Source organism: Mesoaciditoga sp. (assembly GCF_054006115.1).
On record NZ_JBPNHS010000012.1, the window covers coordinates 1 to 18,857 of the forward strand.

The 18,857-nt window shown below is 40.1% G+C and carries 21 protein-coding genes; 8 read left to right on the forward strand and 13 right to left on the reverse strand.

Annotated features, from left to right (window positions below):
* Nucleotides 1-340, reverse strand: a 340-nt coding sequence (locus ACXJIN_RS02325; protein ID WP_456399191.1) for a hypothetical protein, incomplete at its 3' end; no start/stop codon positions are given.
* A gap of 310 nt (nucleotides 341-650) precedes the next feature.
* Here ACXJIN_RS02325 and rbsK point away from each other — a divergent pair.
* From rbsK to ACXJIN_RS02350, 5 genes are read left to right on the forward strand one after another with little or no spacing between them, the layout of a single operon-like run.
* Nucleotides 651-1,568: a ribokinase gene (gene rbsK / locus ACXJIN_RS02330; protein WP_456399192.1), complete on the forward strand. Its 918-nt coding sequence runs from the start codon at nucleotides 651-653 to the stop codon at nucleotides 1,566-1,568.
* Nucleotides 1,558-1,821 carry a S4 domain-containing protein gene (locus ACXJIN_RS02335; protein WP_456399193.1) on the forward strand — a complete coding sequence of 88 codons (264 nt, stop codon included), beginning with the start codon at nucleotides 1,558-1,560 and terminating at the stop codon, nucleotides 1,819-1,821. Before rbsK ends, ACXJIN_RS02335 begins: the two co-directional genes overlap by 11 nt.
* The gene (locus tag ACXJIN_RS02340; protein WP_456399194.1) at nucleotides 1,818-2,864 is read left to right on the forward strand and encodes a redox-regulated ATPase YchF; all 1,047 of its coding nucleotides are present in this window, start codon (nucleotides 1,818-1,820) and stop codon (nucleotides 2,862-2,864) included. The genes ACXJIN_RS02335 and ACXJIN_RS02340 overlap by 4 nt, the downstream gene beginning before the upstream one ends.
* A 5-nt stretch (nucleotides 2,865-2,869) precedes the next feature.
* Entirely contained in the window at nucleotides 2,870-3,316 is a 447-nt protein-coding gene (locus ACXJIN_RS02345) for a hypothetical protein (protein ID WP_456399195.1), read from the forward strand.
* Nucleotides 3,291-4,340, forward strand: coding sequence for a hypothetical protein (locus ACXJIN_RS02350; RefSeq protein ID WP_456399196.1), 1,050 nt, complete (start codon nucleotides 3,291-3,293; stop codon nucleotides 4,338-4,340). Before ACXJIN_RS02345 ends, ACXJIN_RS02350 begins: the two co-directional genes overlap by 26 nt.
* A 26-nt stretch (nucleotides 4,341-4,366) precedes the next feature.
* Here ACXJIN_RS02350 and ACXJIN_RS02355 read toward each other — a convergent pair whose 3' ends face one another.
* The 12 genes from ACXJIN_RS02355 to ACXJIN_RS02410 form a co-directional block, all read right to left on the reverse strand.
* Complete coding sequence (locus ACXJIN_RS02355) at nucleotides 4,367-4,630, reverse strand: stage V sporulation protein S (RefSeq protein WP_456399197.1); 264 nt, start codon at nucleotides 4,628-4,630, stop codon at nucleotides 4,367-4,369.
* An 80-nt stretch (nucleotides 4,631-4,710) separates the two neighbouring features.
* Nucleotides 4,711-5,388, reverse strand: coding sequence for a 16S rRNA (cytidine(1402)-2'-O)-methyltransferase (rsmI, locus tag ACXJIN_RS02360; protein WP_456399198.1), 678 nt, complete (start codon nucleotides 5,386-5,388; stop codon nucleotides 4,711-4,713).
* The gene (locus ACXJIN_RS02365; RefSeq protein ID WP_456399199.1) at nucleotides 5,379-6,137 is read right to left on the reverse strand and encodes a lipoate--protein ligase family protein; all 759 of its coding nucleotides are present in this window, start codon (nucleotides 6,135-6,137) and stop codon (nucleotides 5,379-5,381) included. Before ACXJIN_RS02365 ends, rsmI begins: the two co-directional genes overlap by 10 nt.
* Nucleotides 6,134-6,778: a 16S rRNA (guanine(527)-N(7))-methyltransferase RsmG gene (rsmG, locus tag ACXJIN_RS02370; protein WP_456399200.1), complete on the reverse strand. Its 645-nt coding sequence runs from the start codon at nucleotides 6,776-6,778 to the stop codon at nucleotides 6,134-6,136. The genes ACXJIN_RS02365 and rsmG overlap by 4 nt, the downstream gene beginning before the upstream one ends.
* 1 nt (nucleotide 6,779) lies before the next feature.
* Nucleotides 6,780-7,508 carry a Rossmann-like domain-containing protein gene (locus tag ACXJIN_RS02375; protein ID WP_456399255.1) on the reverse strand — a complete coding sequence of 243 codons (729 nt, stop codon included), beginning with the start codon at nucleotides 7,506-7,508 and terminating at the stop codon, nucleotides 6,780-6,782.
* The gene (locus ACXJIN_RS02380; RefSeq protein WP_456399201.1) at nucleotides 7,504-9,558 is read right to left on the reverse strand and encodes an ABC transporter permease; all 2,055 of its coding nucleotides are present in this window, start codon (nucleotides 9,556-9,558) and stop codon (nucleotides 7,504-7,506) included. The genes ACXJIN_RS02375 and ACXJIN_RS02380 overlap by 5 nt, the downstream gene beginning before the upstream one ends.
* Nucleotides 9,555-10,709, reverse strand: coding sequence for an ABC transporter substrate-binding protein (locus ACXJIN_RS02385; RefSeq protein ID WP_456399202.1), 1,155 nt, complete (start codon nucleotides 10,707-10,709; stop codon nucleotides 9,555-9,557). Before ACXJIN_RS02385 ends, ACXJIN_RS02380 begins: the two co-directional genes overlap by 4 nt.
* A 100-nt stretch (nucleotides 10,710-10,809) precedes the next feature.
* Entirely contained in the window at nucleotides 10,810-11,352 is a 543-nt protein-coding gene (locus ACXJIN_RS02390) for a macro domain-containing protein (protein WP_456399203.1), read from the reverse strand.
* Between the two features lie 185 nt (nucleotides 11,353-11,537).
* Entirely contained in the window at nucleotides 11,538-12,248 is a 711-nt protein-coding gene (locus ACXJIN_RS02395; RefSeq protein ID WP_456399204.1) for an ABC transporter ATP-binding protein, read from the reverse strand.
* Nucleotides 12,230-12,967, reverse strand: coding sequence for an ABC transporter permease (locus tag ACXJIN_RS02400; RefSeq protein ID WP_456399205.1), 738 nt, complete (start codon nucleotides 12,965-12,967; stop codon nucleotides 12,230-12,232). Before ACXJIN_RS02400 ends, ACXJIN_RS02395 begins: the two co-directional genes overlap by 19 nt.
* Nucleotides 12,964-13,902 (reverse strand): ABC transporter substrate-binding protein, encoded by a 939-nt coding sequence (locus ACXJIN_RS02405; protein ID WP_456399206.1) that lies wholly within the window; start codon nucleotides 13,900-13,902, stop codon nucleotides 12,964-12,966. The genes ACXJIN_RS02400 and ACXJIN_RS02405 overlap by 4 nt, the downstream gene beginning before the upstream one ends.
* A 29-nt stretch (nucleotides 13,903-13,931) precedes the next feature.
* The gene (locus ACXJIN_RS02410; RefSeq protein ID WP_456399207.1) at nucleotides 13,932-15,695 is read right to left on the reverse strand and encodes an NADH-dependent [FeFe] hydrogenase, group A6; all 1,764 of its coding nucleotides are present in this window, start codon (nucleotides 15,693-15,695) and stop codon (nucleotides 13,932-13,934) included.
* A 359-nt stretch (nucleotides 15,696-16,054) separates the two neighbouring features.
* Here ACXJIN_RS02410 and ACXJIN_RS02415 point away from each other — a divergent pair, with 359 nt between their 5' ends.
* The 3 genes from ACXJIN_RS02415 to nuoF are packed head-to-tail and all read left to right on the forward strand — an operon-like array spanning nucleotide 16,055 to nucleotide 18,765.
* On the forward strand, nucleotides 16,055-16,555 hold the full coding sequence (locus tag ACXJIN_RS02415) for an NADH-quinone oxidoreductase subunit NuoE family protein (RefSeq protein ID WP_456399208.1): 501 nt from the start codon (nucleotides 16,055-16,057) through the stop codon (nucleotides 16,553-16,555).
* The gene (locus ACXJIN_RS02420) at nucleotides 16,552-16,926 is read left to right on the forward strand and encodes a (2Fe-2S) ferredoxin domain-containing protein (RefSeq protein WP_456399209.1); all 375 of its coding nucleotides are present in this window, start codon (nucleotides 16,552-16,554) and stop codon (nucleotides 16,924-16,926) included. The genes ACXJIN_RS02415 and ACXJIN_RS02420 overlap by 4 nt, the downstream gene beginning before the upstream one ends.
* 15 nt (nucleotides 16,927-16,941) lie before the next feature.
* Entirely contained in the window at nucleotides 16,942-18,765 is a 1,824-nt protein-coding gene (gene nuoF, locus ACXJIN_RS02425; protein ID WP_456399210.1) for an NADH-quinone oxidoreductase subunit NuoF, read from the forward strand.
* The last annotated feature ends 92 nt before the right edge of the window (nucleotides 18,766-18,857 follow it).

Consider the following 18,857-nt stretch of genomic DNA (forward strand, 5'->3'; position numbering starts at 1 on the left):
CGGTGGATATGGAAATCTGAGCGATGTTAAAAATGGCCTTTGAAAATTCCACCTTTTTAGGGGATGGCAAACCGCCTATCATTCCAATCAACGCGGCTGTCAATGGAGAAAAGAGAATGGCCGCGGAGAGGTTAAAAGTCATGCCCAATCCTAAAAGCATTGAATTTCCATTCATCTTCCTCACTTCTATTGGAAACATGTCGGATATCCAGCTACTCAAGCCCCATACGATGATGAGCAATATGGGTTCACTTTGAATGCCAAAAAAGAGGAGGGCGCCCGTCAGCGCCCCTGCGCTTAGTACAACTAATGCTATGTAAAATTTCAGCGTTCTCTTCAAATTCTCACCTCTTTATAACTTCATCAACCCCACCTCAAATTACCAACGGCGGCCAAAATGAGGCTTAAAAGTCCACCAGACACGAGAATAAGTTTAACCATTTTGTTTTTCATGAGACTTACCCCCTTTCGACTTCCTTTTTTGTATCTCTTTTAACTTTTTTTCAATACTCGTTCAGGGCGTAAATCTCCGCTTTTTCTTCGCTTGACCGCTGAGAATGATTATACCATTTTTCGGAGGTGTTTCAATATGATGATATAATCAAAGCGTCACAGATATTTCAAAAATAATAAAAAAGAGATGGTGTTTAATGATAGGCGTGATGGGAAGCGTGAATGCCGATCTTGTCGCTTTTACTTTTAGATTCCCAAAAATTGGTGAAACCGTTCACGGAAAGCATTTTGCCATTTATCAGGGAGGAAAGGGCGCAAATCAGGCCGTTGGAGTCTCAAAGCTTGGAAAGAGCGTGAGATTCCTTGGCGCGGTCGGAAACGATGTTTTTGGAGATTTTCTTTTAAAAAGCTTGAAGGAAGCGAGAGTGGACATTTCGTTTGTAAAAGTTGTGGAAAGTGAAAGTGGAATAGCTTCGATATGGGTGAATGAAGATGGAGAGAATTCTATAGTACTCAATGCCGGTGCGAACGCTAGCGTGAATGAAGGCTTTTTAAAAGGTAAAGAAGATTTTTTCGAAGGTTTGGATTACCTTCTCCTTCAACTGGAAACTCCTTTGTCTGGAGTGATTAAAGCGTGTGAAATGGCGAAAGCACAAGGCGTTAAGGTCATACTCGATCCCGCGCCAGCAGAAAGGCTACCGGTAGAACTTCTGAAAAAAGTTGATTACCTGACTCCAAATGAAGTGGAAATTTCAATGGTTTCTGAAGGAAAAGATCTAATCGAAATGGTTGAAAATTTGGAAAAAATCGGTCCAAAGGTAGTGGTAAAAGCCGGAAGCAAGGGAGCTTATCTTTTAAAAAACGGTGTGCTAAAGAATTTGAAGGCTTTTTCCGTGAAAGCGGTTGATACAACGGGAGCGGGCGATTGCTTCAACGCGGCTTTTTGCGTAGCGCTCTCGGATGGTTTGAATGTGGATGAAGCGTGCGAATTTGCCATGGCGGCGGCCGCGATATCTGTCGAACATAAAGGAGCCGCGCCATCTTTTCCGAATCTTGAAAAGGTTGAAGAATTTTTGAAAGGAAGAAAAAGAAAGGTTGAAAAAGATGAGGCTTGATAAGTTTCTAAAAGTATCGGGTATAATAAAAAGAAGGAGCGTGGCACAAAAGGTTGCCGAATTGGGTGGCGTTTTAAAAGACGGGAGAACTTTGAAGCCGGCTTACAACGTGAAAGCTGGTGACGTTTTAACGATCAAACAACGCCATGGCACAATTGTGATAAGGGTACTTGAAGTGCCAACGGCTAACGTTAAGGGAGATTATTTTGAAATTCTGGAGAAAATAGAGGAAGATGGAGGGAGCGAGTTGTGAAAATAGGAATATATGGTGCACCGTATGCCGGAAAAACCACGATCTTTAAATTGCTCGTTGGAGATGTGAATGAGGAAGTTGGGATGGCAAAAGTTCCAGATGAAAGAGTGGACTTTCTTTCAAGCATGTACAAGCCAAAAAAGACAACGTACGCGACGATGGAATTTGTCGATTTGCCCGGATTGTCTCCGGATTTGCCCAGAAAGGAAAAAAATCAAATTCTTTCTAAGATACAAAACGTTGATGCTTTGTTGTGGGTGGTAAGGGCCTTTGAAGATGAATCCGTTCCGAGGTACTTTGAGGATGCGGGAAAAGAGATCGAATACCTGCACGATGAGTTGTTGATCAGAGATCTTGAAATAGCGGAAACTAACATCGAAAAGTTGAAAAGTGCGAAAAGAAAGCTTTCACGTGATGAAGAACAGCAACTTCAAGCGCTTGAAAAATGTTCAAAGGCATTAAATGATGGAATCTTTGTAAAGCTTATAGAACTGTCAGAAGATGAGAGGAAAGCGTTGAGTTCCTTTGGCTTTTTTACCATGAAGGAGTCGGTGGTAGTGATTAATTTAGATGAAGGTTCTTTTAAGAGTAAAGCGTATAAGGGAAAAGAAAAGGTTGAAGAAATAGTTAGAAATAACTCCTTAGCCATGATGGAGATGTGTGGGAAGCTCGAAATGGAGATAAATGAATTGGAAGAAGACGAAAGAAAAGAATTCCTGAATGATTTAGGTTTAAAAGAAAGTGGTATAAGCAGACTTGCCAGAGTTGTCTATTCAACGTTAGGCCTGATATCGTTTTTCACCGTTGGCGAAGATGAAGTTAGGGCATGGACTATAAAAAAGGGAACGAATTTTAAAAAGGCAGCGGGCAAGATTCACACCGATATAGAAAGAGGGTTTATAAGAGCGGAAGTGGTAAAATATTCCGATATGAAAGAGCTCAAGTCTATGAAAGAGATAAAGGCAAAAGGTTTGATGAAACTCGAGGGTAAAGATTCGATCGTTGAAGACGGAGATATAGTCAATATACGTTTTAACGTGTGATGCCTATGATACTTTCAGCAGCGTTGGGAGCGGTTTTTTTCTATTTTTTGTTGATGATTTTGAAATTCAGCTGGCCGATACTCGTTTGTTTTGCGGCAGCGGTGGTAGTGGTTCACCTTTTACACAAGGGAAAGCACTTTAAAACTGCTGAGCTTAACCTTTTCTTTCTTTACGCCATTTCTTTTTTACTCTGGCTCAAATCTTATCCTTTTCCTCTAATTTCGGAACTCATTTATCTTCTAAGCGCGGCGGCGGTGCTTTTCAGTCTGTGCGATTTCTTTTGGACAACGTTGATAAAATGGAGTGCGTGGATCCTTGTTGGCATTTCAATTGCGGTGATCGCCCAGGTAAGATTTAATTCCTGGCCAATTTCCATTGTAATTGGAGCCATCGTTTTGCCCATTGCTTTGAGAGATAAAGAACACCATGAAAACGATAAAGATAAAGCATGATCACTTCGTAAAAAGTGTTAACCTGTTAGATAAAATCGTTGGGAATGTGGAGCCAATAAATCGTCGAGTTTATTTTTACACCCGAGATGGTGTGTTGTTCGCTCACGCGAGTGATGGATGTGTTAGCATCTTCATCGCTCTTGGTGGAATGGAAAATTTTAACGATTTTTATGTTGCCCCGCTTGACAACATAAAGCTTCTTTCTAAAAGCGGTAACGAAGATGTGGAAATCAGATTCGGTTCTAAACTTGAATTTTTGATGGGGCCGGAGTATATTTCCGTTCTCCATCCATTTTCGAGAAGTATTCAGAGGAGAGGAAGGCTTGCGGCGAAATTTGAGTTAAAATCCAAGGACTTAGCGTACACGTTAGATTTGGGAAGTATCATATTGAAAGAGGGACAGGACGTTGTAATCGGAATTGTAAAGGGAAATTTTTTTGTTCTGTCTGAAGAACATTCGCATATTGCCATTGCGTTTACGAAAATGGGGGGAGATGAGTTCGTTTCAACCTTTCCTTACGAAAGTGCGCGCCATATTGTGAAAGGATTGAACATCGTTGGCAACGAAACGATGAAAGTTGGATATTCGGATGAACTTATCGGCTTGAAATTTTCAAATGTGGTAATAACCTTTTGTAAATCCAACACGCAAGAGATCTCAATTACGAAAATTGAGGATCTTTTGAATATCAATGAAAGAAAAGGATTAAAAGTGGAAATTGAGACGATAAAAGCGGGCACATCTTTAGCCGCAAGATTTCAAAGGAAAAACGGCGGGAGGGGATACATCGCCCTTTCGGACAAAATCAGAGTGGGTGTGATGTCCCAACATTCTGTTTACGAGTATTCTAAGGATGTGATGACGGGTCTTAACATTCGTTTAGCCGTGAATCCACAAAAATTAAATCAATTCCTTTCACGTTTGAAAGAAAGGTACGTTGAGATGTTTTTCGATGGAGAAATACTCTTTTTTTCCTCAAAGAAAGCCATTTTTGCCGTGAAAGCAGAAAAAAACGCCCTTTAAAGGGCGTTTCTGAGTTTTAACTTCGCTTACTTTCTTGGTTCTATCACGAATTTAAGTGCTGTGCGCGTATCCCCATCAATTTCCACATCGACAAAAGCAGGAATACACACTAAGTCCATTCCGCTAGGTGCGACATAACCACGCGCGATCGCGATCGCTTTTACCGCTTGGTTAACTGCACCCGCGCCAATTGCTTGAATTTCTGCTCTACCATTTTCCCTTAAAACTCCGGCTAATGCGCCTGCAACTGCATTGGGTCTCGATTTAGATGATACTTTCAGTGCTTCCATTTTTCTGCCTCCTTTGGTAGATGCTTAATTAAAATTCAAAACACCGACAATATTATACCAATTTCACAGAGAAAAGTCAATTAGTTGTTAACGTTCTGTTTCTTTTTCGGCCATTCCACAACAACGCTTATTTCTCCCTTTTCGTTCACTTCTTCCATGAGTTCGCATGGATTTCCTCTGTAAAAGCTTTGATGCACTTTTGTCATCTCCCTTGCCACAAAAACCCTGGCTTCAGGGGAAATAGCGCATATTTCCTTCAATGTGTTTTTTAAGCGATAGGGTGATTCGTAAAAAACGGTGGCCATCTTCAATTCCGAAACCGTTTTTAAAGTTTTTCTTAGCTTTGAACCGCGTGGCAAGAAACCCAAAAACACGAAATGAGAGGTGTTCAAGCCGCTCGCGGCGATTACGCTTATGAGCGCGCTAGGACCTGGGATAACGTCGACTTCCACTCCATTTCGGTGGCAAGCGTCAACCAAATTAAAGCCGGGATCTGAAATGACAGGCATGCCAGCATCGCTTACCAGTGCGTAATCGCTTCCATTTTTCAGTTTTTCAATTATCTTCGGTATCCTTTCGGTGGAATTTTTATCGTTAAAGGAAATGAGCTTCTTTGATATGGAGTAATGCGACAACAATTTGAGAGTTTGTCTGGTATCTTCGCAAAGAATGGCATCACAGTTGCGAAGAGTGTCTAAAGCCCTTGCGCTGATATCTGACAAATTTCCTATTGGAGTTCCAACTATTTTCAATCCCATATTTTCACTTCCGTTACGTACTTTTTCCACTTCAATTCGTTTGGAAAAGGAACGAGTTGAGCGTTGAACGTTTTCGAGAATCCATATAAAATTGCCGTTCTTACTTTTTGAATATCCGTTTGATCGTGATCGAAAATGCAAGTTGTCTTGTCTAACAATCTTTTTTTTAAGAGTTCCGCCTTTGAAGTATCAAGATTAAAGCATTTTACGTACTCTTCAACGTGAGAGTGGAGCGGAATTGATCCGTGTTGCAAGATGACTCCATCTTTTCTGGTTTGTGCGCTTCCCACAAGCTTTTTCCCGTCTATCATTATTTCATGTAATGAAGTCGTGGCAAAGCACGCGGCAAAGTCGGTATACCTCTCTTTCGATCTTTCCCTTGCCATGTACACGTTCAGGCCAATCTCTTTTAGGCCGTTGACCAAAGCTTTAGAAATTTCCATGTAACTCTTTATGACGCTTTTTGAAAGGTATGCTTCTGGCAAGGCTACAGCGTAAGTGAGCTCATCCATGTGTAAAACAGCCCTACCTCCACTTGGCCTTCTTACCATTTCAAAGCCCTGTTCTTCTACGGCTTTGACGTTGATCTCTTCAAGCTTTTGAAATTTTCCTAAAGACAGCGTTGGCACATTCCATCCATACAATCTCAACGCTACATTGCCTTCTTTTGCTATTTCCATCATGGCCAGATCGCGCGCCATATTTTCAACGCCACTTGATACCTTGTAATCCATTATGTACCACTTCACGTTTTTTCCACCTTTTCATAGATTAAAACACATCTTCGAACGTTTTTTGTGGGATACGCAACGTTTATAGAAACCACGCTTTTTAAATCCAAACTCTCAATGGTTTGAGGAATCTCTTCTTTATCTATTTTTGCCTTTATCGTTGCGACAAAACCATTTGATTTCACAAACCTTGCAGCGTAAGATGCTATCTTTTCAACTGTTCCAACGCCTCGTGAAACGACTAAATCAAACGTTTCGTTGAGTTTCTCGTTCATTTTTTCAATCCTTGAAGTTATGACTTCAACATTTTTGAGACAAGCCATGTCCAGAGCGCTCCTGAGCAAAGCGGTCTTTTTAACTGAGGAATCAACCAAGAAGAATTCTGAACGTCCAAAGAACAAGGACATGGCTACTCCTGGGTTTCCAAAGCCCGTACCGATATCCAGGCAACGTTCAGGTGAAATAAACTTCGAAAGTTCTTTTGCAAAAAGTAACGGCTCTACTCCAAAAACGTATGGAACATCCCTCGCGTGGACAGAAGTTAGAGAATGAACTTCGTTCCACTTTATTAAAAGAGAAAGGTATTTACTTAATTTCTCAATTGACTCTTTTTTCAAAGTGATATCGTTTTTGTGTAAAGCAAAAATGAGCTCTTCCATTTCAATTCTCGCTCACAAAATTCACTTTTTTGCCCGTTCTTTCTCTGTAAAGATTTCGTGTTCCTCCTCCGTGATAAACGGTTTTCAGAGCGCTTTCGTTTACCAAAGTGGCGCCGAATACCTTTACTTCCGGTAAAGCTTTAGGACAGATTGGGGTTGAAGGTCCGAGCATGTATATTCTGTCCGTTCTTGCGTGTTGGATTATGGAATCAAACGTCCTATTTAGAAGTGTGGTGGCCGAAATCATTACTATATCGCACTTTGGAAGTAGAGACGGTATTTTTTCCGTTGGATAAGTGCCTTCTATTTTTTCCCTTTCAAAGATGTAAAGCTCTTTTGCCTTTGCTTTAATTTCCTCGACCATTGGTGTGAAATCTCCTATCATTCCAACAACATCCGCCCTTGAAATTTTTATCTCTTTCATTATGTCCGCGCTTTCGAAATCACCTTGATTTATACAAGCGTTTATCGTAGCCATTCCCAACGCACACAAAAGCACATCATTTGAATCAAACATGTCTATAAATTTCTCCGCTGGGCTTCCAACTTCTGGCAACTCATCGTACAAGGAACAACCCCATGGTATTTCCTCTCTGGCGGTGTAAGCTACACCGGTCCTTCCATCGTTTAAAACAACCACGCACAACCCAATTCCCATTGCGTAGTCTTTAATTGACGCACCATTTGCTCTTTTTTTTGCTTCCTCTTTTAAGATATCGTACCTGTTAATTTTGAATTCCCCCTTTCGTCAATATACCATTCATTATATGTTTTCTTGAAAAAATAAAAAGTATTCCAATTATCGCCATGTTAACAATTGAACCCGCCCCAAAGAGATTCCATTGCGAATAGGCCACTCCATACTCACCTATGAAATTGTACAGCACCATGGACACTGGATACAAATTTTGAGAATCTAAGAGTACCAGGGGAAATACGAATGAATTCCATGATTCTATGAAAACGTACACGCTAACCGTTACCAGAACTGGCAAAGAGAGGGGCAAATATATCTTTACCATTCTTGAAAAATTGCCCGCACCGTCTAATTTTGCCGCTTCATTCAGACTATTCGGAATAGATTGCAAAAAAGGAAGAATTAAAAAATACGCTATAACGCTACTGTGAGCGGCAATGGATATGGATATGCCCACCAGCGTGTTGAGTAGTCCTAAAAATCTGAAAGTTATGGCCAGAGGTATAAGCGTATGCATGCCTGTGAAAAAAGACGCAAATACCATGATCTTTCCAAGACGCAAACTTCCCTTTGAATCTACGCTAGCCCAGGCAGCGGGAAAAACCGTTAAAATGACCGTTAAAACGGCCAACACGCTTATGATTAAACTGTTTTCAATGGCATGTAGAAAGGAGTAATCTCTAAAAAGAAAGTAGAAATTTGAAAGTGTCACGCTTTTTGGAAAAAATTTTTCCACGGGGATGATGTTTTGTTTTGAAAAAGCCATGAATACAATTGCCCATACCACTAAAAGCACGCTAAGAGTCCATGAAGATAGCCACAGGCTCTTCAAAATCTTCCAGACATTTTGGGATACTTTGAATGGATTTACGTGTATTCTTCCTTCAAATGAAAGTGTCGTTGCGACTACCGTCGATATTATTGCAGATACGCTTACGCCAGAAAATCCATTCATCCACATGATGAATAGCATGTAAATTATGTCCATGCCGGCGCCAATAGCGAATAACCTCTTGAAAAACTTCTTTCTTTTTACACAAAAAGCGTAAGATAAAATGTAAAATGTCAACGGTATGAAACTAAAAAAGCCGTCTCCAAGTCCCCAAGCATCGAATAAAACGTGAACAAGGATAGTTGAGAGTACAAGCAACGATTTTTTCGATTTCGATTGATAATTCCATCCAACGATGAGCAAAATCATAATGATGATGCCTATTACCGTTGAATACGCCCCTATAATTCCGTAATTCGTAGTGGAGTAAAATTTTGAGTACATAAGTATGCCAAGTGATGTTGTAGCTCCCACAATGGTTTGTTGACCAAAGCCTGAAACGAGGCTGGGTCCTCCATTAGTCATGAGAAAAAGAGTTGTGAATTCTTTAAAAGAGCTTAAAAATGAAAGAAATATGTAGGGAAAGGCGACAGGTAACGTGTAAGGAAGGTAAAGGTTTAAAACTTTTTCTAGGGGGTCAAGTCCCTCAATCTTTGAAAGATCCAAGAGGCCCTTTGAGATGCTTTGCATGCTGCTGAGTAATACGAGTGTCATCATCGGTACGCCAAGCCAGGCGCTGACGAAGGCAGTTGAAAAGAAAGCGAGCGGCACGTTGGAAGCGAGATCTAAATTTGTGAAAAAAATGTGCGAAAGTATCGAATTTCCACCGTATCCCTCTACAAGCACAGTCCACGCGATTACACTTATGTAAAGGGGAATGGCCCATGGTGTTAAAGAGAGTGTGTAAAAAATTCTGGAAAACCTTTTCATGTTCAAAAGAGAAAGTGCCAACGCGTAAGACATGACAACCTTTAAAAGCAAAACGATAAATGCCCACAAGGATGTTATCTTTACGGAAAGCAATAATCCTTTATCGCTAAACGCGCAGAACAGATTTTTAAAACCTACAAAGTGTATTGAAGAAAGTGAGAAGAAATCAAAAAACGAAAGGACAACTCCCCATATTATTGGAAAGAAACTGACAAAAAATAACAAAACCGCAAGGGCTATTACGTAAGTGAACTTTGCCCTTGCGACCATGAGCATGTAAAGAATGGCGCTTAACGTTAAGATGATAAAGAATAACGTCATTTATGGCTCTCTATGTACTCCTGAGCTTTTTCAAAAGCCGTTTTGAGTTTCAAGCTTCCATTTAAATAAAGATTTAAAGCCGTCTCAACCGCCTTGACATATCCATTCTTGAAAACTTCGCTTGTTGGCAAAATTATTGATTTTTTTGAGCTTTTGTACATAACTTTAAAAAAGTTGTTCTCATTTCCAAGCTCTTCTGCCGCTTTTGAATTAGTTGGTAACTTGTATGTAGCGTTGCAAAATTCTTTTTCAACGTTGGCGGAAGTTACATAATTCAGAAATTCTTTTGCTGCCCTACTTGATTTAAAGACTACGAAGCCTTTTGGATCAAGCACGGGAGGTATTGGCTGATTGGAATTGAGGTAAGGATATGGCCAAATTGAAAAGTCCACATTGGAGTCTAAGAATTTCTTTATCAAGAACGATCCCATAAACATCATCCCCGCTTTGTTGGTTTCAAAAGCGTTTACGAGTGCCATCTTTTTGTAATCCACGGCTATTTTTTTCACGTTGAAGAGGTAATTGTACAGTTTTGCGGCGTTTAAAGTGCCTTTTCCCGTTACGACCGGAATCCCGTCCTTCTGAGGGATTTCTCCACCGTTGTACGCAGCGTTGAAAGAGTTAAAGAAGTACGATGCGACGCCATTGAGAAGTAATCCAATATATCCATGATCCTTTATATGTTGAGCGAGTGATTCAAGGTCTTTCACAGTCCATCTTTCTTTTGGATATGGTGTGTCTGTCTTATCAAAAACGTATTTGTTCAAATACATTACCTGGATGTCGGCATAAAATGGATAGGCGTATTCTTTTCCATTTACCGTAAAAGCTTTAACTATATTTGAAGGAACATTTTCAACAGATACCGCATGGATCTTATTAGCGCTGACGAGTATCCCAAGGTAATCGTTTCTCACAAGGGCGATATCTGGAAAGTTTCCGCCAGAAGCAAGTGTGATGCGCAATTTTTGAATCATCTTTGGAATGTAAACAACATTCACTTTTATATTTGGATGCGTTTGTTCGAATTTTTTGACAATTGACAGGAAAGTACTTTGCCCTTCCCAGCTGAACCATACTGTAAGAGTGCTTGCCAACCCTAAAGAAAGGAAAAGTGTGGATATGATTGCAAACGTAAGGAATCTTTTCAATTCATTTCACCATCCTTCAATCGTTTGATTCTTGCGAAATGAATTATACCATGTCTTTAGAAATTGTGAAATTTTTATTTATTCTTGTGCAAATCGTTTCTCAAAATTCCTTTTCCATGACCTCTACGAATACGTTGTAATCTTTTTGAGAAAAGAGGCACATTTTTATCGAATTCAACGAAGTCCTTTGAGAATTCAGGAATTTCTTAACCGTTTTGAAGAAGATCTTAGCACATCTTTCTTTTGGGAAACCATATATTCCTGAACTTACAGCCGGAAAGGCTATGCTCTTTAAATTCATTTCATCAGCTTTTAGCAATGAATTGTAAAAAGCGCTTTCCAACTTTTCATCTTCCTCGCCTTCTCCCCAGATTGGTCCAACGGTGTGAATTACATATTTTGACGGCATCTTTCCAGCGGAGGTAACCGCCACATTTCCCGTTGGAACGGGACCGTTTTTTTGAACATACTCCCTGGATTCTTTATTTATGATATCGCCTCCTGCCCGTGCTATAGCCAATGCAACTCCTCCTCCATGGGCAAGATGGGAATTGGCGGCATTCACTATCGCATCTGCTTTTTCTTTTGTTATATCGCATTGATCCACTATAAGTGATGTATTACCAATTTTTATGGTTTTCATTTGAATCCCCTCTTTCTTTTTTGGATTGGTACCTTTTTGATTATACTAGAATATGGTGTGCATAGTACTCATGTTCTGACAAGTACTTCGAGGGTGAGATTTAATCCCTTTTTGGAATACCTTGTAATATTGACGCACAGGTTGAGTAAAATCGTTACTTTCACGCATATCCAGAGAAAGTAGCACTAAACTCCTGATGTGCGCGAGAGTATCTCTTTTATAAACTCCCCTTCTAAAGTGATAAAAGAAGGATGAGAAAAATCTCTTTCTTCGTCTTTAAGGGATATGGGGAATTCCTTTAAAATGCGTGAAGGCCTAGGAGATAGGAGAATAATTCTATCAGAGATGTAAATGGCTTCTTTTACATCATGAGTAACCATAAGAAGAGTAAAACCGATTTTTTCATGCATTCTTTTGATATCTTTCATTATTTCCATTTTCGTTGCGAGATCCAAAGAAAAGAAGGGTTCATCTAGTATGAGAAGTTCTGGATTTACCAACAGAGCCCGTGCAAGGTTAACTCTTTGCCTCATTCCGCCGCTTAAAGATGAAGGAAAATACGTTTCAAAAGAAGATAAATTCATCTTTTTAAGGATATTTCTGATTTTCTCATCATTCTTTCTGACAAAACGAAGATTATCGATGACATTTTTCCAGGGAATAAGAGTTGGTTCTTGAAAAACCATTCCAATCTTTTGAGAAGAAATTTGAATCTCTCCAAAAGTCGGCTTTTCCAAACCACTCACGATCCTTAAAAAGGTTGTTTTGCCGCAACCGGAAGGACCAAAGAGGGTCAGCTTTTCTCCTCTTTTAACGTCAAAGCTCCATTTTTCGATTACGGAGAGATTCCCGAATTTTTTTGAAAGATTCTGCACCTTTAAAGTGAAAGTTCCCATTTTTTGAAGGCCTTCTTTGCGTAAAAACGCGAAATCCTTTCTGTACTCAAACCTATTATAACTGCGATAAGCGTTAGAGCATATATTTGAGGTACATCAACGTATTGCCTTGCCCAAGAGATTAGGACACCTATTCCACTTCCCCCACAAAGATATTCTGCCATTATCATAACCTTCCACACGCTTCCCACACTTACTTCAAATGTTGCCAAAATGAAAGGCATTATTGAGCCAATGTATACATCTTTCAGGACGTCCTTCTTTGAAACGTTGTAAACTTTTGCCATTTCCAAAAGAGATTTATCCACATTTTTCATTCCCGACGCACTTGTGAAAATTGCCGTGGGAAGAAGGGAAAGAAAGCTTATAAGAATTGGACCTTTCCATCCTATGCCCCACAAAAATATAACCAACGCCAACCATGAAATGATGGGAACCGATTGAATTACCATTACACCTGGGCGTATGAACTCATACAGTGAATCGTTTGAACCCATCACCACTCCTATTGGAATCCCAATTCCCATCACCAACAAGAGAGTAAGAAAAGATTTCCATATCGTAGAAAGTATGGCGCTGAACGTTTCAACCTCTCCAAATAATTTGATCAACGCCTCAAATGTTTGATAGGGCGTGGGAAGAATTAGCGTAGCCCCGATCATCAAAGAAATAATTTGCCACGCTAAGAGTAAGGCCGCGATACCTATTAACGTTTTCAAGGTTTGTAAAAACCCTCACCCGGGAGAACGGGCATCCCCTTTGGATATATCTGGTGGATTTTTTTCAAAAAGGTTGAAACTTCTGTGGCACATTGTGAAATAGGAACATAAGTAAAATTCATTCTGGTCATCGAGGCTTTGAGTATGCCAAGAGGGATCTTAAGGTATTTCTTAGAAAGTTCCAGGGCACCCTCCAAATTTTCGTTCATCCATTTCACCGAACTTGAGAATGTATTCTCCACTTCTGATGTTATCTCTGAATTGATTTTGGCGAAACTTTTTTTCACAAAAAGACCGGCAATTGGTATCCTCTCTGGCAAATTCATACTTTTCCCCCATGCTTTTTGGAAATCCAGTACTATTCTACCATTTCCTCCTGATATTGCCAGAGTGACGAACGGTTCAGGCAATGCCGCGTATTCTATTTTCCCAGAAGATCTGAAAAGGGCCACTATTTCCTGGGGAGGAGCATATTCTATTTTAACCTCTTTATCAGGAGCTACACCGTTTTTTGCCATGAGGTATCTCATCAAGACATCAACCGTTTGCCCTCGGCCATTTGGTGTGTAAACGCTTTTACCAATCAAGCTCTTCCAACCTTTAAAAGATGAATTTTTAGAGGCAACAAGATAAAATACCTTCCATTCATAAACACCCAAGAGTTGGATTTTTATTCCTTTAGTGTAGAAAATAGCTCCTGCTGTGATCGGAAGGACGGCAAAGTTGACTTTATCGGAATTCAAGAGGGCAAGTGCTTCGTCTGGACTTTTCCAAAGCTCAACATTTATGGGAAAAGCAGTTGATACTTTGCCGTTCATGAGCGGAGAAATGGGAATTGTCGTTGGACCCAGGGGATTTATCAAGGTTATCGCCGTTACTGCCAAAGAGAGACTTCCAATGAGAAGTATCGTTGTGAGTAAAAATACCTTTCTCATTTTTTCACCTCCCAACTCTTTTCCATGGATTAAAGTGCTCTCGAGAGTTCCCCTTTTCTTTCAATAATCGAGGCTTTTCTACTGGTGTAGTAGGTATGGAGAAGCTTTTTGGACAATTCACTTAACGGTTTTCCATAAAATTCTTCATATAGTTGTTTTATGGCAGGATTTTCATGAGATTTTCTCAGCGTTTTTGATTCATCAACGGTGTAAATAGCATTTGCACGCTTTTCAAGAACATCTGCGTCAACGGATTTTGGCTGTCCGCCTCCACCAATACATCCACCAAAGCAAGCCATCATTTCAACAAAATCGTAACGTTTCTCTCCACTTTTTATCTTTTCCAACAAGCGTATTATGTTGGAAGTTCCATGTGCCACTGCTATGCTAACTTTTCTTCCTTCTAGATCTATTTCCGCTTCTTTAACTCCATCAAAGCCTCTGACGTTGCTGAATTCTATCTTTGGCAAATTCTTTTTCGTGGCAAGCTCATATCCCGTTCTCAAAGCGGCTTCCATGACGCCGCCAGTTACTCCGAATATTGCTGCCGCTCCCGTTGACAATCCCAAGGGGGCTTCATATTCTTCTTCTGGTAAATCAAGGAAGTTGATCCTGTGAATTTTTATCATCCTTGCGAGTTCTCTTGTCGTTATGACTTTGTCTATCAATTGCATTTCTTCAAGATAATGTTGTGGCCTCATTATCTCATCCTTCTTTGCGGTACATGGCATTACCGACACTAAGTAGATATCGTGTGGATCCACGCCTATCTTTCTTGCAAAATACGTTTTGATGGTTGCGGCTAACATTTCTTGAGGCGATTTTGCCGTTGAAATGTTGGGAATAAACTCTGGGAAATGTTTTTCCACCAAGTTTATCCATCCTGGACAACAAGAAGTGAACATGGGCGAAGGATGCTCTCCGTGCCCCAAGAGCTGCTCTATCAATTCGCTTCCTTCTTCCATGATGGTTAAATCCGCACCAAAGTTGGTATCGAAAACGTAGTCAAATCCTAATTTTCTGAGGGCAGCCACCATTTTGCCGGTGGAAATGTGACTAGGTTCGGTACCGAATTCTTCGCTTATGGCAACTCTCACCGCAGGAGCGGTTTGAACTATCAAAACTTTTTCATGTTTTCTCAATTCAACCTCAACATGCTTGTAGTCCGGCTGCTCCATTATCGCTCCTACCGGGCAAACTGCGCTACACTGTCCACAAGCTATGCAGTCTGTATAAGTCATAGGGACACCGTATGCTGGAAAAGGTAGGGAGTCTGCGCCTCTATCAGAAAATGTGTAGATGCTCAATCCTTGTATTTCATCACATACCCTTATACATCTTCCACAATCGATGCATTTGTTCATGTCTCTTACGATCGCTGGACTGCTTTCATCGATTGGAAAGTCCCTGAGTTCTTTTGGAAAAGCGTTTTTAATGTCGTATTTGTTGATCAGAGTTTGAAGCTCACACCTTCCGTTAGCTTCACAAGTCATGCAATCATCAGGATGCCTTGAAAGGATAAGAGAGAGATTTTGTTTAAGAGCCCTTTCAACTCTTGAAGAATGGGTGTTTATCTTCATTCCGTTTTGAACTTGAGTGGTACACGCAGTCATAAGAGTTCTCGCTCCCTCAATTTCAATGGCACATACTCTACATGCACCAACATCGCTGAGAGCGGGGTGATGGCAAAGCGTTGGTATTTCAACACCTATTTTTTTGCAAGCTTCTAAAACGGTTTGTCCGCTTTCCACATTGTATTCCTTTCCGTTAACATTTATGCTTACAGTTTCCATTTTTTCACCTCCAAAAAGATCCATGAATTTCATGCTAGAAACTAATTGTGATTTAATTCTCAATTTATTATAAAATAATTTGAGAAAAAATACAAGTTTTATTTTTAAAGTTATTACTTATTTTCGATTTTTCACTTTGCATCTTTTAAAAATTATGATAAAATTATTTGTGAAAAAAATATTTATTTGGAGGTGAAGTATTCAGCTATAAACATTCCACTTTGTTGAGTTCGAATGTGGGAGCGTAAATTGTAAAACATGATATCATATTTACAACGAGATGAATTTCACCAAACATTGATTTGAAAAACATTCAAGGGTTCTTGTTTGAATAAATTCAAAAAGCGGAGGTGTTAGCAGTGGCTACAATTCTCGATACAGATCCAAGATACGAAGAACTGGATAAATACATTGACCAGGTAAAGGAAAAAAAGGGAATGCTTATAGGAGTTCTTCATAAGGCGCAAGAGATATTTGGGTATCTTCCTGTTGAAGTTCAGCACCATGTTGCAAAAAAAATGAAGATCCCGGAAAGTACGGTGTATGGTGTTGTCACTTTTTATTCTTTTTTCACCATGAAGCCACGTGGAAAGTACCAGATAAAAGTATGCATGGGTACAGCGTGTTATGTGAAAGGTGGCCAAAAACTTTTAGAGAGATTTAGAGAAGAACTTGGTGTGCATGGAGATGAACCAACAGAGGATGGATTGTTTTCCATCCAGGAAGTTAGGTGTCTTGGAGCTTGCAGTATGGCACCAGTTGTACTGATAGGAGAGAGAGACTTTCACGGAAGAGTAACGCCAGACATGATACCAAAAATTATTGATGAATACAGAAAAAAGGAGGGCAAAAAAAAATGAAAGTGATAAGTCTTGAAGACCTTCAAAGAATAAAGGAAAAATTTTCAAAAGATCTGAATTTAAGAAAGCCAAAGATTCGGGGGAAAATAATTGTTGGAATTGGAAGTAACGAGGCAAAAGAGAAATTGGAGAAAATATTAAAAGCTATATGGGATGAACTTGAAAGAAATTCGGTGAATGATATAATCGTAACTCAATCGCCTGACACGGAATTTCATGAAGCAGAGCCAACCGTTGAAGTTCAAATTGGAGAAAATGAATCGGTTGTGTATGGGCATGTAGATGAAGAACAAGCAAGGAGAATTGTGAAAGAACATATCATAGATGGGAAGATTTTGAGCGACATTCTTGTGAAAGGTGGAAAGGCTTAAATGGGAGGTGGGCAAATGTCTGTAAAACATACAATATTGATATGTGCTGGTGGGGCTTGCATCTCTTCAGGGGAAGAGTCCGTTAGATCTGTTTTAGAAGAAGAATTGAAAAAAAACAATCTTGAGGAAAGTGTAAGAGTTGTACAGACGGGTTGTATGGGATCTTGCAACCTTGGACCTATTATGATAGTGTATCCAGAAGGAGTTTTTTACCAAAAGCTCAAACCTCAAGATGCAAAGAAAATAGTGGAAGAGCATCTTTTAAAGGGGAAAATAGTCTCTTCTTTGCTTCATAGGGGGCCTACAGGAAACGTGGAACCACATGCGAAAGAAGAACTGCCATTCTTTACCGAACAAGTTAAGATAGCCACGAGGAACTTGGGACTTATAGATCCCTTTAACATAAACGAATACATTGCAAATGATGGATATTTTGCCATTGAAAAAGTCTTAAAATCTTCTCCGGAGTGGGTAATAGAAGAGATAAAGAAAAGTGGATTAAGAGGAAGAGGTGGAGCGGGATTCCCAACTGGTTTGAAATGGGAATTCACAAGGAAAGCCCCTGGAGATGAGAAATACGTCATTTGTAATGCAGATGAAGGCGATCCTGGAGCGTTTATGGATAGATCAGTTTTAGAGGGCGATCCACATAGTGTCATAGAAGGGATGGAGATAGCAGGCTATGCAATTGGTTCTCATCATGGTTACATTTACGTAAGGGCCGAATATCCCCTAGCCATTGAAAGGCTCAACAACGCCATTTCTCAAGCTAAGAGATACGGACTTCTTGGTGAAAACATACTTAACACAGATTTTTCTTTTGATATAGAGTTGAGAATAGGCGCAGGAGCATTTGTGTGCGGTGAAGAGACCGCTCTCATTCAATCTGTTGAAGGTTTGCGTGGACAGCCAGTTCAAAAACCACCTTTTCCCGCCCAAAAGGGTGTATGGGGAAAGCCAACTGTCATAAATAATGTTGAAACGCTGGCGAACATTCCGGTTATCATAAACAAAGGAGCGGAATGGTTTGCCTCCATAGGAACGGAAAAATCAAAGGGAACCAAAGTTTTTGCACTCTCTGGCAAGATAAATAACGCTGGTTTGGTAGAAGTTCCGATGGGGACAACTTTGAGAAAAATAATATTTGACATAGGTGGGGGAATTCCAAACGGAAAAAAATTCAAAGCGGTTCAAACCGGTGGTCCCTCTGGAGGATGTATACCCGCCGAGTATTTAGACACGCCGGTCGATTACGAATCTCTTACCAAGTTGGGAACCATCATGGGCTCAGGCGGAATGGTCGTGATGGATGAAGATACGTGTATGGTTGATGTGGCTAGATACTTTTTACAATTCAGTGCTGACGAGTCTTGTGGAAAATGCACGCCTTGCAGGGAAGGAACCAGGAAAATGCTTGAAATACTTGACAGAATAGTAGAAGGAAAAGGAAAAATGGAAGATCTTGATATGTTGGAAGAACTTGCCCTCACCATAAAGGATACGGCGCTTTGTGGGCTTGGACAGACTGCTCCAAATCCAGTTCTTTCCACGTTGAAATATTTTAGAGATGAATACGAAGCGCATATAAAGGAAAAAAGATGTCCTGCCAAATCGTGTAAGGCGTTGATTGCCTATCAAATCGATCCGAATGCGTGTGTTGGATGTACCGCTTGCGCAAAGGCCTGTCCTGTTGGGGCTATAAGTGGTGAAGTGAGAAAGGTACACGAAATAGATCAAGAAAAATGTATAAAGTGTGGTAGTTGCTATGAAGTGTGTAAATTTGACGCCGTTAAAAAAGTGGATGCCGTAGATTTAAAATTGAATATCAAGGATAAGTGAGCTCCCCATTTACGTCAATGTCGAAGAGTATTTCAAAAATTGTCCTTTGTAATTTTCACGAATAGCGTTTAATACATGTCAAGAGTGATGAA

Coding starts and splice junctions, on each gene's coding strand:
- rbsK (WP_456399192.1), top strand. CDS start 651: ATGATAGGCGTGATGGGAAGCGTGAATGCCGATCTTGTCGCTTTTACT.
- ACXJIN_RS02335 (WP_456399193.1), top strand. CDS start 1,558: ATGAGGCTTGATAAGTTTCTAAAAGTATCGGGTATAATAAAAAGAAGG.
- ACXJIN_RS02345 (WP_456399195.1), top strand. CDS start 2,870: ATGATACTTTCAGCAGCGTTGGGAGCGGTTTTTTTCTATTTTTTGTTG.
- ACXJIN_RS02350 (WP_456399196.1), top strand. CDS start 3,291: ATGAAAACGATAAAGATAAAGCATGATCACTTCGTAAAAAGTGTTAAC.
- ACXJIN_RS02355 (WP_456399197.1), bottom strand. CDS start 4,630: ATGGAAGCACTGAAAGTATCATCTAAATCGAGACCCAATGCAGTTGCA.
- rsmI (WP_456399198.1), bottom strand. CDS start 5,388: ATGGGATTGAAAATAGTTGGAACTCCAATAGGAAATTTGTCAGATATC.
- rsmG (WP_456399200.1), bottom strand. CDS start 6,778: ATGGAAGAGCTCATTTTTGCTTTACACAAAAACGATATCACTTTGAAA.
- ACXJIN_RS02380 (WP_456399201.1), bottom strand. CDS start 9,558: ATGACGTTATTCTTTATCATCTTAACGTTAAGCGCCATTCTTTACATG.
- ACXJIN_RS02390 (WP_456399203.1), bottom strand. CDS start 11,352: ATGAAAACCATAAAAATTGGTAATACATCACTTATAGTGGATCAATGC.
- ACXJIN_RS02395 (WP_456399204.1), bottom strand. CDS start 12,248: ATGGGAACTTTCACTTTAAAGGTGCAGAATCTTTCAAAAAAATTCGGG.
- ACXJIN_RS02405 (WP_456399206.1), bottom strand. CDS start 13,902: ATGAGAAAGGTATTTTTACTCACAACGATACTTCTCATTGGAAGTCTC.
- ACXJIN_RS02410 (WP_456399207.1), bottom strand. CDS start 15,695: ATGGAAACTGTAAGCATAAATGTTAACGGAAAGGAATACAATGTGGAA.
- ACXJIN_RS02420 (WP_456399209.1), top strand. CDS start 16,552: ATGAAAGTGATAAGTCTTGAAGACCTTCAAAGAATAAAGGAAAAATTT.
- nuoF (WP_456399210.1), top strand. CDS start 16,942: ATGTCTGTAAAACATACAATATTGATATGTGCTGGTGGGGCTTGCATC.